This is a genomic window from Nocardioides caeni (assembly GCF_004912195.1).
GTDB classification, from domain to species: domain Bacteria; phylum Actinomycetota; class Actinomycetes; order Propionibacteriales; family Nocardioidaceae; genus Nocardioides; species Nocardioides caeni.
Genome location: NZ_STGW01000006.1, coordinates 101,257 through 116,954 on the forward strand (window position 1 = coordinate 101,257; position 15,698 = coordinate 116,954).

Annotated in this window: 12 protein-coding genes; 8 read left to right on the forward strand and 4 right to left on the reverse strand. The window is 72.3% G+C overall.

Features of this window, described 5'->3' with window-relative positions; genetic code table 11:
- Window positions 1-73 precede the first annotated feature (73 nt).
- The 7 genes from E9934_RS20250 to E9934_RS11195 all read left to right on the forward strand — a co-directional run bounded on the left by E9934_RS20250 (window position 74) and on the right by E9934_RS11195 (window position 7,100).
- Window positions 74-1,027, forward strand: a complete 954-nt coding sequence (locus E9934_RS20250; protein WP_238694905.1) for a Rossmann-like and DUF2520 domain-containing protein — start codon at window positions 74-76, stop codon at window positions 1,025-1,027.
- On the forward strand, window positions 1,024-1,929 hold the full coding sequence (gene panC / locus E9934_RS20255) for a pantoate--beta-alanine ligase (RefSeq protein WP_238694906.1): 906 nt from the start codon (window positions 1,024-1,026) through the stop codon (window positions 1,927-1,929). Before E9934_RS20250 ends, panC begins: the two co-directional genes overlap by 4 nt.
- A 145-nt stretch (window positions 1,930-2,074) precedes the next feature.
- Window positions 2,075-2,494: an aspartate 1-decarboxylase gene (gene panD, locus E9934_RS11175; RefSeq protein WP_136562966.1), complete on the forward strand. Its 420-nt coding sequence runs from the start codon at window positions 2,075-2,077 to the stop codon at window positions 2,492-2,494.
- A 48-nt stretch (window positions 2,495-2,542) separates the two neighbouring features.
- Window positions 2,543-4,291, forward strand: coding sequence for an L-aspartate oxidase (locus E9934_RS11180; protein ID WP_136562967.1), 1,749 nt, complete (start codon window positions 2,543-2,545; stop codon window positions 4,289-4,291).
- A complete protein-coding gene (nadC, locus tag E9934_RS11185; protein WP_136562968.1) occupies window positions 4,288-5,268 on the forward strand; it encodes a carboxylating nicotinate-nucleotide diphosphorylase in 981 nt (326 codons plus the stop codon). The genes E9934_RS11180 and nadC overlap by 4 nt, the downstream gene beginning before the upstream one ends.
- Window positions 5,265-6,044 carry a type III pantothenate kinase gene (locus E9934_RS11190; RefSeq protein ID WP_136562969.1) on the forward strand — a complete coding sequence of 260 codons (780 nt, stop codon included), beginning with the start codon at window positions 5,265-5,267 and terminating at the stop codon, window positions 6,042-6,044. The genes nadC and E9934_RS11190 overlap by 4 nt, the downstream gene beginning before the upstream one ends.
- A gap of 30 nt (window positions 6,045-6,074) precedes the next feature.
- Window positions 6,075-7,100: a sulfotransferase family 2 domain-containing protein gene (locus tag E9934_RS11195; RefSeq protein ID WP_136562970.1), complete on the forward strand. Its 1,026-nt coding sequence runs from the start codon at window positions 6,075-6,077 to the stop codon at window positions 7,098-7,100.
- A gap of 20 nt (window positions 7,101-7,120) precedes the next feature.
- On the opposite strand, the gene E9934_RS11200 is transcribed toward E9934_RS11195, so the two are convergent.
- The gene (locus tag E9934_RS11200) at window positions 7,121-9,736 is read right to left on the reverse strand and encodes a bifunctional glycosyltransferase/CDP-glycerol:glycerophosphate glycerophosphotransferase (RefSeq protein WP_136562971.1); all 2,616 of its coding nucleotides are present in this window, start codon (window positions 9,734-9,736) and stop codon (window positions 7,121-7,123) included.
- A gap of 1 nt (window position 9,737) precedes the next feature.
- Window positions 9,738-11,864 (reverse strand): acyltransferase family protein, encoded by a 2,127-nt coding sequence (locus E9934_RS11205; protein ID WP_136562972.1) that lies wholly within the window; start codon window positions 11,862-11,864, stop codon window positions 9,738-9,740.
- Between the two features lie 114 nt (window positions 11,865-11,978).
- Between E9934_RS11205 and E9934_RS11210 the strand changes: the two genes are divergently transcribed.
- Window positions 11,979-13,127 carry a glycosyltransferase family 2 protein gene (locus tag E9934_RS11210; protein ID WP_238694907.1) on the forward strand — a complete coding sequence of 383 codons (1,149 nt, stop codon included), beginning with the start codon at window positions 11,979-11,981 and terminating at the stop codon, window positions 13,125-13,127.
- Here the strand turns inward: E9934_RS11210 and E9934_RS11215 are convergent.
- Complete coding sequence (locus E9934_RS11215; RefSeq protein WP_136562973.1) at window positions 13,111-14,394, reverse strand: DUF6270 domain-containing protein; 1,284 nt, start codon at window positions 14,392-14,394, stop codon at window positions 13,111-13,113. The genes E9934_RS11210 and E9934_RS11215 overlap by 17 nt on opposite strands.
- A complete protein-coding gene (locus tag E9934_RS11220) occupies window positions 14,391-15,593 on the reverse strand; it encodes a hypothetical protein (RefSeq protein ID WP_136562974.1) in 1,203 nt (400 codons plus the stop codon). The genes E9934_RS11215 and E9934_RS11220 overlap by 4 nt, the downstream gene beginning before the upstream one ends.
- Window positions 15,594-15,698: the final 105 nt, after the last annotated feature.

Consider the following 15,698-nt stretch of genomic DNA (forward strand, 5'->3'; position numbering starts at 1 on the left):
TCCACAACGTCCGGTACCCACACCGGCTCCCCACGGGGAGTGGTCGGAGGGACGGGAACGAGAGGTTCAGCGCATGACCCACCACTACCGGGTGGGCGTCGTCGGCGCGGGTCGCGTCGGTGCCGTCCTGGCCGCCGGCCTTCGCCGTGCGGGCCACACCGTCGTCGCCGCTGCCGGCGAGTCCGACGCCTCGCGCCGCCGCGCGGCGGACCTGTTGCCGGGCGTGCCGCTGCGCAAGCCGAGCGACGTCGCCCGCGAGGCCGACCTGCTGCTGCTCACCGTCCCCGACGACATGCTGCCCAACGTGGTCCAGGTCCTCGCCGCGAGCGGGGCGATCCACGACGGCCAGGTCGTCGCGCACACGTCGGGCCGTCACGGCCTCGCCGTGCTCGCCCCCGCCGCTGCCGTGGGTGCGCGGATCATCGCGCTGCACCCGGCCATGACCTTCACCGGCACCGCGGTCGACCTGGAGCGGCTGGCTGCCCCCCCGAGCGGCTGCGTGTTCGGTCTCACCGCGGACACCGACGAGCGCGCGCTCGCCGAGCAGCTCGTCACCGACCTCGGCGGCCGCGCCACGTGGGTGCCCGAGGAGATGCGCACGCTCTATCACGCCGGTCTCGCCCACGGCGCCAACCACCTGGTCACCCTCGTCAGCGAGGCCATGGGCCTGCTTTCCGCCGCTGGCGTCGACGACCCCGCCGGCACGCTGCGCCCCCTGCTCGACGCCGCCCTCGACAACGCGCTCGCCCACGGCGATGCGGCGTTGACCGGGCCGATCGTCCGTGGCGACGTCCAGACCGTCGCCGCCCACCTGCGCGACATCTCCCGCAACGCACCCGACACCGTGGCGTCGTACGTCGCGATGGCGTGGGCCACCCTCGACCGCGCCGTCACCGACGGCCGGCTCCTCCCGATCCGGGCCCGCAGCATGGCCGAGGTGCTCGCTGCCTACGACGGCAGCGACCAGCGCGCCCGCTTCGAGGCGCGCTTCCTGCGCACGGCCACTCCGGGAGTCGACCAGCAGTGAGCACGACCACCCTGCCGGCCGTCGTGCGCAGCCGGTCCGACCTCGCCAGCCTGCTCACCGAGCGGGCTGCGGGTGGCCCGCTCGTGCTGGTGCCGACGATGGGCGCCCTGCACGAGGGCCATGCCTCCCTGATGCGTCTGGCCCGCGAGCGCGCGGGCGCCGACGGCACCGTCGTGGTCTCGATCTTCGTCAACCCGCTGCAGTTCGGCGCCGGTGAGGATCTCGACCGCTATCCGCGCACCTTCGAGGCCGACCTCGAGCTCTCGGGTGCCGAGGGTGTGGACGTCGTGTTCGCGCCCGTCGTCGAAGAGATGTATCCCGATGGCATCCCGCACCCGGACACGGCGTCCAACGCGGTCACCGTCCAGCCGGGGCCGATCGCCGATCTCCTCGAGGGAGCCAGTCGGCCCGGTCACTTCCGTGGCGTGCTCACGGTCGTCGCGAAGCTCTTCGGCCTGGTCCGTCCCGACGTCGCGATCTTCGGCGAGAAGGACTTCCAGCAGCTCAGTCTGATCCGGCGCATGGTCGGCGACCTGTGCCTGGGCATCGAGGTCGTCGGCGCCGAGACGAGCCGCGAGCCCGACGGCCTGGCCCGCTCCAGCCGCAACCGCTACCTCGGCGACGAGGAGCGGCGTCGGGCCGTGGCCCTCAGCCGCGTCCTCTACGCCGCCCGCGCCGCCGGTGCGGCGGAGGGACTCGCGCAGGCCCTGGCCGCCGGTCGGGCCGAGCTGCGCGAGGCCGAGGGCGTCGACCTCGACTACTTCACCATCCTCTCGCCGGGGCTCACCGAGCTCCCCGAGGACGCCGCGCCCGGCACCGAGGCGCGTGCGTTGATCGCGGCCCGGGTCGGCACGACCCGTCTGATCGACAACCTGGCCATCACCCTCGGAGGTGCCTCCTGATGATGAGCACTCGCTCGCGAGGAACGAGCGAGCCCGGGCAACCGCGAGCGAAGCGAGCCTGGTTGCTCGGAACAGAGAGTCAGCGCCGCGAAGCGGCACCCAGCCTTCCGGGCGAAGCCCGGGTCCGAACGAAGTGAGGACAGAGATGCTCCGGACCATGATGAAGTCCAAGATCCACCGCGCCACCGTGACGCAGGCCGACCTGCACTACGTCGGCTCGGTCACGGTCGACGAGGACCTGCTCGACGCCGCCGACCTGCTGGCCGGCGAGCTCGTCCACATCGTCGACATCACCAACGGCGCGCGCCTGGAGACCTACACGATCGCGGGCGAGCGCGGCAGCGGCGTGATCGGCATCAACGGTGCCGCCGCCCGTCTCGTGCACCCCGGCGACCTCGTCATCCTCATCGGCTACGGCCAGATGACGACCGAGGAGGCGAAGGAGTACCAGCCGCACGTCGTCTTCGTCGACGCCGACAACAAGATCATGGCCACCGGCTTCGACCCGGCCGAGACCTTCGGCGACCCGACACTGTCCCGCGGCGACGTCGCCGCAGGCCGCTGAGCAGCCTGCCGAGAACGCTGCCGCGAGCACTGTCGATAGCCTGCACGGATGCCTGACGTGCCCGCCGCCGTACGCCGCCTGCCCGGTCGCCTGACCGCCCCCGGGCCGGGCTGGACGACACGCGCCGACGTGGTCATCGTCGGATCCGGGATCGCGGGGCTCACGGCTGCGCTGCGGCTGCGGCAGAAGGTCGACAAGGTCCTGGTGGTCACCAAGGACGTGCTCGCCGCGGGCTCCACCCAGTGGGCGCAGGGCGGGATCGCCGCGGCCCTCGGTCCGGGCGACACCCCCGAGGAGCACGAGGTCGACACCCTCGTCGCCGGCGCGGGCGCCTGCGACCTCGAGGCCGTGCGGGTCCTGGTCAACGAGGGTCCCGAGGCGGTCCGCGAGCTGATCGCGCTCGGCACCAACTTCGACCACACCGACGACGGCGAGCTCTCCCTGACCCGCGAGGGTGGACACCACCGCGACCGGATCGCGCACGCGGGCGGCGACGCCACCGGTGCGGAGATCCAGCGGGCGCTGATCGCGGCCATCGAGGCCGCGCCCGACATCGAGGTCATCCAGCACGCACTGGCCGTCGACCTCCTGCTCGGCCAGGACGAGACGGGCGCGACCGGTGTCGCCGGCCTGACCCTCCACGTCATCGGCGAGGGCGAGCGCGACGGCGTCGGTGCCGTGCACTGCCGGGCCGTGGTGCTGGCCAGCGGCGGTCTGGGGCAGGTCTTCTCCCAGACGACCAACCCGTCCGTCTCCACCGGCGACGGGATGGCGGTCGCGCTGCGTGCGGGCGCGACGCTGCGCGACCTGGAGTTCGTGCAGTTCCACCCGACGGTCATGTATCTCGGCCCCGACTCCCGGGGCCAGCAGCCGCTGATCTCCGAGGCGGTCCGGGGCGAGGGCGCCTTCCTGGTCGACGGCCTTCCCGAGGAGGGCGGCGTCCGTTTCATGCAGGGTGTCCACGAGCTCGCCGACCTCGCACCCCGCGACGTCGTCGCCAAGGCGATCATGAAGCGGATGCTCGAGACCGGGCTCCCGCACATGTGGCTCGACGCCCGCCACCTCGGCGCGGACTTCTGGGAGCGCCGGTTCCCGACCATCCTGGCCACCGCCCGCTCGCACGGGGTCGACCCGGTCACCCAGCTCATCCCGGTCGCGCCGGCCTGCCACTACGCGTCGGGCGGCGTGCGCACCGACCTGTTCGGGCGCACCGACCTGCCGGGCCTCTATGCGACCGGCGAGGTGGCCTGCTCGGGTGTCCACGGCGCCAACCGGCTCGCGTCGAACTCGCTGCTCGAGGGTCTCGTCTTCTCCCGCCGGATCGCCGACGTGCTGCCCGCCGAGCTGCCCGCCTGGCGCGAGTCGGCGACCGACGTGCGCACCGAGGGGCTGGTCTCCGGTGGGGTGCGCCGCGAGCTGCAGGAGGCGATGTCCTCCCGCGTCGGCGTGCTGCGCAACGCGCCGGGTCTCGCCGAGGCGTCGGTCGTGCTGGACAAGCTGGCCGGCCGCAGCGCCGAGTCGGTCGACCAGTCGTCCTGGGAGGCCACCAACCTCCTCACGATCAGCGCCGCCCTCGCCGACGCGGCCGCCCTGCGCGAGGAGACCCGCGGCTCCCACTGGCGCGAGGACTTCGGCGAGCGCGACGACGCCCACTGGGCGGGGCACTTCGACGTCCGGATGGCCGACGGGGTCACCACGGTGGCCTTCAGCCCCTCACCCGCGACCGATGGCCTGGTGGTCGAGGAGGCCGGCGACGGTCGTCACGAGACCCAGGTTCGAGACGAGGACGACCGATGATCGCCCGCACGCCGTACGACGCCCTCCCGGCCGCGCTCGTCGCCGAGATCACCGACGCGGGACTCGACCCGCGGGCGATCCACGAGCACGTCGCACTGGCCTTCGAGGAGGACCTGCCCGGCGGGGTCGACGACGTCACCAGCGCGGCGATGCCCGACATGGGCCACGCGGTCGCCGACTTCGCGGCACGCGAGCCGGGTGTGGTGGCAGGACTCGCGATCGCCGAGCTCGCCTTCGCCCAAGCGCTCGGCGACACGGTCGAGGTGACCGGCCGCGTGCCCGACGGCACGCGGGTGGCGCCGGGTGACGTCGTGCTGACGGTCTCCGGGCCGGTCCAGGGCGTGCTCACCGCCGAGCGCACCGCCCTCAACTTCGCCTCCCACCTCTCGGGGGTGGCGACCGCGACGGCGCAGTGGGTCGATGCGATCGCCGGCACCGGCGCCCGGGTGCTCGACACCCGCAAGACGCTGCCGGGCTGGCGGGCGCTGCAGAAGTACGCCGTGCGCTGTGGCGGCGGCACCAACCACCGGTTCAGCCTCGTGGACCGCGCGATGGTCAAGGACAACCACGCCGTCGCCGCGGGCGGGGTCGTGGAGGCCTACCGGGCGGTCGTGGCGGCCAACCCGGGTCTGCGGGTCGAGGTCGAGGTGATGGACCTCGACGAGTTGCGGGCCGTGCTCGCCGCCGGCTGCACCGAGGTGCTCCTCGACAACATGAGCACCGCTGACATGGCGGAGGCGGTGCGGATCAACGCGGACGCCGGACGTGCGGCCACCCTCGAGGCATCGGGCGGCCTGACCATCGAGCGCGCCCGGGAGGTCGCCGAGACCGGCGTCGACTTCATCTCCGTCGGCGCGCTCACCCACTCCGTCGACGTGTTCGACCTCGGTCTGGACTTCCGGACACACGGGGGCTCCGCCCCCGTGGACCCCCGACTGGGGGGCTCCGCCCCCCAGACCCCCCAAGGCGCTGGATGAGTCTGCTCGCCGCCGACATCGGCAATGCGCACACCGTCCTCGGGCTCATCGAGGACGGCGAGGTGGATGCGCACTGGCGGGTGTCGACCAACGAGCACCGCACGGCCGACGAGTGGGGCGTGCTGCTGCGCGGCCTGCTGGGAGACAGGGAGGGCGACGTCGACGGCATCGCGGTCTGTGCGACGGTCCCGTCGGTCCTCAACGCGTGGCGCGAGATGCTCGCCGTCCACTTCGCTGACGTGGCCCGCGTGATCGTCGAGCCCGGCATCCGCACCGGCGTGCCGATCGTGGTCGACAACCCCCGCGAGGTCGGGACCGACCGCATCGTCAATGCGCTGGCGGTGGCCGCCGACTACCCGAGCCCCGCGATCGTCGTCGACTTCGGCGGCACGGCCACGACCTTCGACGTGATCGACGGGCAGGGGCGCTACGTCGGAGGCGCGATCACGCCCGGCATCGAGATCTCCCTCGATGCGCTCAGCCGGGGTGGTGCCCAGCTGCGGATGGTCGAGCTGGTGCGACCGCGCGGGGTGATCGGCAAGAACACCGTCGAGGCACTGCAGTCCGGCATGGTCTTCGGCGTCGCCAGCCAGGTCGAGGGCATGGTCGAGCGGCTGACGGAGTCGCTGGGCTGCGACCCCGAGGACGTGGCCGTCGTCGCGACCGGCTACCTCGCCCCGCTCGTCGTCGACGAGTGCCGCTGCTTCACCGACCACGCGCCGTGGCTCACGCTGCGCGGCCTGGAGCGGGTCTTCCGCCGCAACGCGGGTGCATGACGCACCTCTTCCATCTCCTATGCTGACCCGGTGACCGAGCAGGAGACGACGCAGGATCAGGGCGCGTCCGACGCCATGCTGACGGGACTCAAGCAGGTGCCCGGCGGGGTCTGGCGCACCTACCTCGCCCCCGATGCCAAGGTCGTCTTCGAGTCGCTCAACAAGAACGCGTGCACCAGCCTGAAGTGGATGATGGCCGAGCTCGCGGGCGAGGACCTCGACGGCTTCCGGGCCGGGCCGCAGCCCTACATCGACGACTCCGAGCCGATCCACAATCGTGACCTGTGGAAGGTGTCCCCGCGGCTGGACGCGCTCGACGCCGAGCAGCGGGCGCAGATCCACCCCGACAACGGCTGGTTCGTCTTCGCGGTGGTCCGCGATCCCCGGCTGCGGCTCTTCTCCGCCTGGCAGAACAAGCTGCTCATCGAGACCCCGTTCAGCCACCGCTGGTCCAAGGAGTGGTGGTATCCGCGCCACCCCCTCACGGCCGAGACGGTCATCGAGGACTTCGCGAAGTTCGTCGAGCTGTGCGAGCAGGACCCGCCGCACTGGCTGCGCGCCAAGGACGCCCACTTCCGCGACCAGGTCGAGATGCTCGCCGAGGACTCGGTGCCCTACACGCGGATCTACGAGATCAGCGAGATGAAGCAGCTCCAGGCCGACCTCGCCGCCCACCTCGAGTCCGTCGGGCGCCCGGTCATCCCGCTGCCGCGCGCCAACCCGACGCCGTTGCGTCCGATCGGCGCGCTCTACGCCAACGGCATCAAGGAGCGGATCGAGAAGATCTACGCCGCCGACTTCGAGCGCTTCGGCCACCTCTGGGACTTCACCAAGACCGAGAACGCCGAGCCGTGGACCAAGGAGGCGCTCAACGCCTGCGAGCAGGAGGCCGTCCTCGGCCGTCGCATCGGCGAGCTCTATCGCATCGCCAAGAACCGCGGTGAGAAGCTCGAGAAGGCCAACGCCCGCATCGCCGAGCTCGAGCAGCGTGCCACGGTCAAGGGCCTCGCCCGCGCCAAGGCAGCGGGTGCCAAGCGCCGGCTGCGTCGCTCCTGACCTCTGGTGGTCGAGGAGCGTCAGTCGGGCGGGAGCGGCGTCGGCACGGCCGGCAGCCGGCTCTGGTTGCGCTCGGTGAAGCGCACCCGCTCGACGACCCGCTCGCAGTTGCCGCCGTCACGGAACGGGAAGGTCGCCTCGATCCGCGCCTGGTAGTCGGCCATCGGCGCCGCGCCGTGGTCGAGCGTCCGGACGGTCGCAGCCACCGCGTCGTCGAGACTCGCCGCGACCGGTCCGAAGCCGTCGCGCTCGTACTGGAAGTAGCCGCCGCGCCCCACGTGGCCACCGCCGAGCACCACATCGGCGTCGAACTGGAAGTAGACGACCGGACGCTCGAGGTAGGCGGCGTTGAAGGCGACCGACGAGAAGTCGGTGACGAACGCCCGGGCCCGGGCGAAGAGCTCCTGCGGGTCCTGACCCTCATAGGCGAGCGGCGTGACGTGCGCCGGCAGGTCGAGGTGCGGGACCAGCGGCTGCAGGTTGGGGTGCGGGAGGAAGCCCAGTGTCAGGCCGTGGCGCGCGCACGCCTCGGCGAGGCGCTCGTCGCGCAGATAGCCCAGCCACTCCTGCACGAAGGTGCTCTGCAGCACCGACAGGTCGAGCTCGCGCCGCTGCGACCCCTCGATGATCGGCGGCAGCAGTCCGTTGCGCCACGTCGGCGCCACGAGCAGCAGGTCGCGCTTGTCCACGGGGAAGCGCTCACCCACCTGCTTGAGGCGGTCGAAGCGCGGCAGGCCCGTCAACGCGACCTCATGCGTGGTGAAGACGTACGACGTGTGGTCGCCCGCGATCGAGGCCAGCTCCTGCGGCGTGCTGACGACGAAGGTGTCGAGCTTCTTGGGGTCCAGCCAGGACGACAGGTCGTCCTTGATGACGCCGTGCTGCAGGAAGTGGAAGCGCCAGTTCGGCGGCGCGAACTCCGTCACCGGTCGGGGGTTCACGATCGCCGCGTCGGCGTGCGAGGACAGCAGGTGCCGGGCGTGGGCCATCAGCATCCGCCACTCCAGCGACTTGTAGGCCACCAGCCGGTCGCCGTGGCCCTCGGCGCGGAAGCGGTCCCACTCCTTGCCGCCCTTCTCCAGCACGAACCAGGCGTTGATCTCCGGATGGTGCTCGCGGACGTGGCGGAAGAGGATCTCGGCACTGTCGGCCGCGTCGTGCACGCGGTCGACGAAGACCCACGCGTCGGCGTACTTCGCCCGCACCCGGGGGCGCAGATAGAGCTTCTGGGCGACCTTGCTCAGCCGCGAGACGGGGCGCCGGATCCGCAGTGGCTCGGGCACCTCCTCGCGGGCGCGGTCGGACTCGGCGCTCAGCCACCAGCGCAGCTGGCCCGGGGGAGCGACCCGCACGCTCTCGGGCTCGGCGCCATAGACGATGTCGGCCGGTCGCCCGTCGCGGCGCAGCTCCAGAGAGGTGGTTGCCGGCAGCCAGGCGATCCGCTGGCGGATCAGCGGACGGCCGTAGTAGGTCCAGTCGCGGACCTTGGCGTGCAGCGGCTCGATCTCGTCACCGTTGCCCCGCCACGACTCCTCCGGCAGGTCGCCGGTGAAGAGATAGCTGGCCCGCACGACCTCCTGGGTCGTGTCGAGCTCGGTGAGCGCGATCGCCGGCGCTCGCCAGGGTGATGCGTCATAGCCGTGCTCGAGGGCGAGGCGCGCGGGCCGCGGCACGGACGGCGGGAGGTACGGCGTCATCGCCGGCACGTCGATCTGCGCGAGGATCTGCGCGGTCAGTCGGTGGAAGCTCTCGGCGAGCTCGCCGTCGACCGGCCGCGGGCCGGACTTGGGGTCGGGCGAGGCGAGATACCAGGCGAGCTCGTAGAGCAGGTAGACCGCGACCCAGTCGGGCACCCGTCCGTAGCGCTCGGTCGCCCGCTGCAGCACGTCGAGGTAGCCGTGCTCGAGGACGGCGGTGTAGCGGCCGGGGTGCAGGCCGGCGGTCTGCAGCGTCGAGCTGGCGTCCTCGCGCTTGCGGTAGTGGTATATCGCGCCCTGCAGGAAGCCGACGACGGGGTGGTCGTAGGTGAACAGGTAGCGGCAGTTGAAGTGGCCGTCCTCGAAGTTCGGCCGGACGCGGTGGTCGAAGCGCAGGTCGTGCTCGCGGATGCGGTCGAGGGAGAAGAACGAGGCCGGCGAGCTCCCGTGGAAGCGCTCCGGGCTGCGGGACAGGTCGACCACCGGGCTGCCGACGAACATCGACTTCAGCGGGTGCCGGTCGAGGATCACGCCCCGGCCCTCCTGCCACAGCAGCCGGTTGGTCGCGGCCATCGCGGCGTCCGGGTGGGCGACGAGGAACTTCTCGACGACCTTGAGATAGGGCGGCTCGAGCACGTCGTCCGGGTCGGGGAAGGTGATCCACTCGCCCCGGGCCTCGGTGATGCCGCGGTTGCGCGCCGCGCCCTGGCCGCCGTTCTCCTGGTGCACCACCCGCACCAGATCGGGCCGCCGGGCAGCCCACTCGTCGAGCAGGCGGCCGGACTCGTCGGTCGAGCCGTCGTCGACCATGACGACCTCGACCCGGGACAGGTCGAAGTCCTGGGCCTCGATGGAGGCGATGAAGTCGGGCAGGTAGGGCGCGACGTCGTAGACGGCGCTGACGATGCTGAAGCGAGGGCGCTCCTGCTGCTCGGTCATCTCATCCCTCTCCGCTCGGCTGGTCCGGGGTCCGGGCCTGGGTCCCGCCCCGGGCCTGCGCCAGCATCCGCTCCAGCGGCGCGGCGAGGTAGGGCCCGAGGGTGTGGGCGTAGGTCGCCGTCAGGTGCGAGGCGTCGAAGTAGGTGATCACGCCGCCGTTGACGACCCGGCACACCTCACCGTCGCAGATGTGGTCGGTCATATCCACCAGCCGCAGCCGCGGGTCGCCGACCGCGGTCACCGCGTCCGTCGACGGGTCGGCGGGCAGCCAGTCGGCGCGGGTGCCGTCGCACTCCGCGTAGTCCTCGCCCGCATCGGCGATGCAGGTCGGGGTCGCCATGCCGGTGGCCGGGGTGTCCCGGATGACCAGCACCGGCACGTCGGCGGCCAGGAGGGTGTCGAAGACGCTGCGGAACCCGTCGGCGTAGAGCGGCAGGGAGCTGGCGAGGTCGCTCGACTCGGCCGCGCGGACCGAGACCCGGTTGGAGGTGACCACCAGGTCGGGCTGGGCTTCGGCGATCTGCTCGGCGGTCCGCTCCACCCACTCGAGGCAGGCCTGGCTGTAGTCGTCGGTCTGGAAGTTCTGGGCGATCGCGGAGAACGCGCACTGCGAGGCCAGGTAGGTGTCGACCCGCCAGCCGCGGTTGCTGGCGACCCGTTGCAGCGCCGGCAGCCAGTGGCCCGCGTGGGAATTGCCGACGAGCGCGATCGTGACGTCGCCGTCGGGGTCGCCGAAGGTGCACGGCCGGTCGGGGAACTCGGGCGTGAAGGACCAGCACTGCTGGCCGCCGACGTCCTTGTAGGCCTCCGACTTGTCCTTCGCCGCCAGCACCGGGGCGGGCAGCAGCTCGTCATAGGACACTGGCTCGCAGTCGGCGCCCGGCTCGAGTGCGGCCGCCCCGAAGCAGGATCCGCCCTCGCGGATCGCCTCGGCCAGCCGCTCGCGGTCGTCGGCCTCCTCGCCCTGGACGCTCTGGATGACCACCGTCGCCATCGTGACGACGACGGCCATGCCGGCGAGCCCGGCGGCGTAAGTGGTGCGCCGGTAGCGGCCGAGCGATCCGGACCGGAAGGGGCGCTCGACGTACCGCTCCGACAGGGCGGCGAGGAGCAGCGTCAGCGCGGCGATGCCGATCAGGTCGAACCAGCGGGTGTCGCGGCCCAGCGCGCTCGGCGCGAGGACGATCAGCGGCCAGTGCCACAGATAGACGGAGTAGGAGACGTCGCCCAGCCACCGTGACGGTCCGAGCGCCAGGAGGCGCCCGGGGCTGAACGGCAGGTCGGCGTCGGGGCGGCAGAGGATCACCAGCGCCGTGCCGAGCACCGGCAGCGCCGCCTGATAGCCCGGGAAGGGGGTTGCCCCCGAGTAGAGGAAGCCGGTCGCGACCATCGCCGCGAGTCCCAGCCAGGATCCGACCGCACGCACGAGCGGGTGGCGCAACGGCAATTCGCGCTGGCTGACCACGAAGGCCACCAGGCCGCCGATGCCGAGCTCCCAGATCCGCGTCGGGGTGATGAAGTACGCCGCCGCCGGGTCGTTCATCGTCCGCTCGACCGAGAACAGGAAGGACGCCAGCACTACCGTCGACAGCGTCGCGCCGACGACGTAGACGCTGCGCACGCGCAGGCGGCGCGAGGCCAGGAACGCGAGTCCGATGAGGATCGGCCAGCCGAAGTAGAACTGCTCCTCGACCGACAGTGACCAGAAGTGCTGCACGGCGGTGGGGACGTTGTCGCTGGCGAGGTAGTCGACGGCCCGGTCGGCCAGCGACCAGTTGACGACGTAGAGCGCGGCCGCGCGGGCGTCGTCGGCGTTGGGCTCCCACTGGGTGTCGGGCCCGATGAGGCGCACCGCGACGAGTGTCAGCGCCAGGACCAGCAGCGAGGCGGGCAGCAGCCGCCGGATCCGGCGGCCCCAGAAGTCGGCGAGGTCGACCGGCCGCCGCGGCGGGCGGTGCAGCAGGTGGGCGGTGATGAGGAAGCCGGAGATGACGAAGAAGACGTCGACACCGACGAAGCCGCCGGGCAGCAACGGGTGGTGGAGGTGATAGACGACCACCATCGCGACCGCGATGGCGCGGAGGCCCTGGATGTCGGTGCGGGTCGTCCGACTCTCGCCACTGCCCACTAGTCCTCGACCCCCTGCATCGCGCCCCTGAGGGTACGCGAGCGCGGCGATGCGGCCGAACCGACGCTCCGGTGTCGCGAGGCGCCGGTGCCCGCCGCCGTATGCTCTGCTCTCGTGTCCCGAGCCCGCTGGTCCCTGCGTCGCCCGGGTCGCCCGGGCCGCCCGGGCCGGAGCCGGCCCACGGTCAGCGTGGTGATGCCGGTGCACGACATGGCGCCGTACGTCGAGCGCAGCCTCGACTCGGTCCTCGCCCAGCCCGGCGTGGACCTCGACGTCGTCGTCGTCGACGATGGCTCCACCGACGGCTCCGGCGACCTCGTCGCGGCCTACGCCCGACGGCACCCGGCGATCACGCTGCTGCGGCAGGACAACGCGGGGGTCTCCGCGGCCCGCAACGCAGCGATCGAGCAGTGCCGCGGGGAGTTCCTGACGTTCGTCGACCCGGACGACTTCCTGCCCGCGCGGGCCTGGGCGCCGATGCTGGCGAGCCTGGAGCGCAGCGGCTCCGACTTCGCCGTCGGGATGATGGAGCGAGTCGACGAGGGCGGCCGGCGGCGCCGCCCCCCGTTGCTGGCCCGCAACCACGCCGAGGCCCGCATCGGGGTCGACATCGACGCGGCGCCGCTGATGATCGCCGACGTCTTTCCCTGCAACAAGCTCTTCCGGATGGACTTCTGGCGTCGCGCCGGGCTGAGCTTCCCGGTCGGCGTCTCCTACGAGGACCAGGTGTTCGCGGCCGACGCCTTCCTGGCAGCCCGTCGCTTCGATGTCCTGACCGAGGTCGTCTATGAGTGGTACATCCGTGGCGAGATGTCCTCTGCCACGCACCGCCGTGGTCGGATCGACAATCTGCAGGACCGCATCGTCACCAAGCAGATGGCCCTCGACCGGGTCCGGGCACACGGCAACCCGGTGCTCGTCGACACCCTCGTGCGGCAGGTGCTGCCGATCGACATGTGGGAGCACTTCCGTGCGGCGGTCGCGCCGACCACCGAGGACCCGGACCACTACTGGTCGCTGCTGCGCGACGCCGTGCGTTCCTTCTGGCACGACGACACGGTGCCCTTCGAGCTCACCGAAGTGCCGCCGGGGCAGCGCCTGATGGGCTGGCTGGTCGCCCAGGACCGGCGCGCCGACCTCGCCGCCCTCATCGCGGCGATCGACGGGCCCGGCGTACCTGTCGAGGACGGGCGCTACCTCCACCCGTGGCGCGACGAGCCCGGCGTCCCGGCGGTGCTCGGAGAGGTCAGCCCCGGTCGGTGAGGGCGAGCCGGGCCGTGCCGGTCTCGCGCAGCCAGGCGATGTGGCCGTCGGCGCTGGTCGACAGCGCCTCGACCCGCTCGTACGTCGCCGGCGACACCCTGTCCCGCAGCCCGGCCAGCAGCGTGTCGTCCGGCCGGTCGCCGGTCGGCTCCGGGGGCCGCGCCACCTTCGGCGCCGGTCGCAGCAGACGCTTCCAGCGGGGGCGGGCCGCCTCCGCCGCGGCGTGGGCACGGACCTCGTCCTCTCCTCGCCACCAGTCGACCTCGGCGCGGACGCGGGCCGCGGCGGCCGTCGCGATCTCGTCGATCGTGGCCGCGATCGCCGGGTCGCCGGCGACCTCGGGGTCGGTGCGCAGCGCGATCCGGTGCAGCTCGGCGAGGAAGCGCGGGTAGTAGTCCATCGTGTAGTGGACCTCCATCGCCCCCCAGGGGTGGTCGGCGAAGGTCACGTAGCGCTCGGCGCCGAGGTCGATGCTCTCCCAGCCATAGGCGGTGCGGGCGTGCTCGTTGAGCCGTCGCCAGAAGCGGCTGCCGGCCCGTGCCGCCCGCTGGCGCTTCGGTGGACCGAAGCCGGTCGGCGCGACGGCGCCGCGCCGGATCGTGCGGTCGACGTTGAAGCCGCAGTGCACGACCACCCGCGTGCCGGGGCACTCGGCAGCCATGAACGCCGCGAAGCGGTCCATCGCCTCGACCCAGACCGCGAAGTAGGCGTCCGGGTCGTCCTGCCAGTGCAGGTGGGTCACGGCGGGGTCGGCCAGCAGACGCTCGTGCAGGTCGGTCTTGTGGATGCGCCACCGGTTGTCGGTGACGTAGCGGCCGTCGGACAGCCGGATGACGCCGAAGTGCACGTCGCCGAAGAAGTCCAGGACGACCAGGTCGGGACGCTCGGCCGGCAGCAGCTCGAGGATCTCGCGGGTGAGGTCGGAGGCGACGTTCCACTGGCCGTAGGGCTTCATCGGCTTCACGGCCTGCCACGGCTCGTCGACCGGGGCGGACATCAGCGCGATCATCGAGCTCTGGTTGGTGGTCGGGCCGACCCGGAACCACCGCTTGTAGTCGGGATTGAAGCGGGAATTGAAGTTGTCGCGGGTGATGCAGCTGCCCATCACCGACACCGTCGCGACCGCCGGGCCGGCCGCATCGGTGGGAGCGGCGTCGTCCGGCTCGTCGTCGGGAGGGGCGTCGTCGTACGGCGCCTCGTCGGTCAGCCCGTCGGCGCCGTCGTCGGCGGGCTCCTCGGCGTGGTCCTCGAGCGGGTCGCCGCTCATCGCGGGGCGTCTCCACGCCGGGTCACCCGGGAGCGGGCCTTGCCCGCGAGTCGTCGGGCCAGCTCGCGGCCGGAGAGCTCCGCGTCGTCCGTGGCCCGGACCCCGCGGCGCGAGCGCAGCCGGGCGTTCTGCTTCTCCAGCTTCTCGATGCGGCGCTGCGCTGCGGTGAGGACCCCGGCGATCGCCTCGGCGGCAAGCTCGACCGGCACGGTCTCGATGGGACCGGTGGAGGCGTGGGAGGGCACCCGGCGCAGCGCATCGAGGTCGCCGATGACACCGACGCCGCTGCCCTCGATGCGGGCGATCGACGTGTCGGCCTCGGCGGCCGCCTGGTCCTGCGCCCACACGGGCAGCGCCAACTTGGGCTCGCCCGGGGCCGGCGTGCGGGAGTTGACGAGCCGCAGGGCGTAGCCGGAGCGGAAGAAGAGGGAGAACTGCTGCCAGGTGAGCTGGGCCCGGGTCAGCTCGATGGTCGCGCGCAGCAGCTCGGACTCGGGTGCGGTCAGCCCGCGGTTGCTGTGCGGCGGCGTGGCGTCGGCGAGCAGGCCCGCCGGCAGCTCCAGGAGCTGCTCGAAGGCGGTCGGCAGCAGGCGGCGGTCGGTCTCGTCGATGGCGATGACCCGGATCTGCTCGATGGGCAGGACCGTCGACCAGGCCTCGACCTGTGCCGCGGCGTCGGCCCAGGACCAGAAGCCCTTGGCTGCTGCTGCACCGGGCTCGGGCCGCCGGAAGGCCGACTCCAGCCAGGGGTCGAGGGCGCCGGTCTTGCCGTCGCGCAGGACCTGCTGCCACGTCGACAGGGCGATCGACCCGGGATTGCGGGCGGCGATCAGGACGTGGAGGCGCTCGGCCCCGATCTCCTCGACGATCCTGGCCCGCTGCGCGTTGTCGGCCAGGCCGAAGAACTCGCTGCTGACGACCGAGCGACCGGGGTGCGCGCGGACGGCGGAGACCAGGTCGCTCCACCGCTCCGACGGGGGCAGGGCGTCCTTGTCGCCCTCCCAGCCGGCGGCCGAGCCGATGAGGACCCGCGCCTCCTCGTGGTGGTGCGGCAGCGCACCGGGATAGAGGACGCCGGCCTCGAGCATCTGCTCGCGGGCGACGCCGAGCAGTCCCTGGATCGCGGTCGTGCCGGTCTTGTGCGGGCCGACGTGCCAGAGGATGGCGCCCGGGGGCAGTGCGACGATCGGGGTGGCCACGTCGGCGACCCTACCGGTTGTGCTCCGAGCGCCGATATTCAGCATTTCCGCGATATGCGCAGGAAGTCGCCGGAGGCGATATGCCGCAAATCCGGACAATGTGCA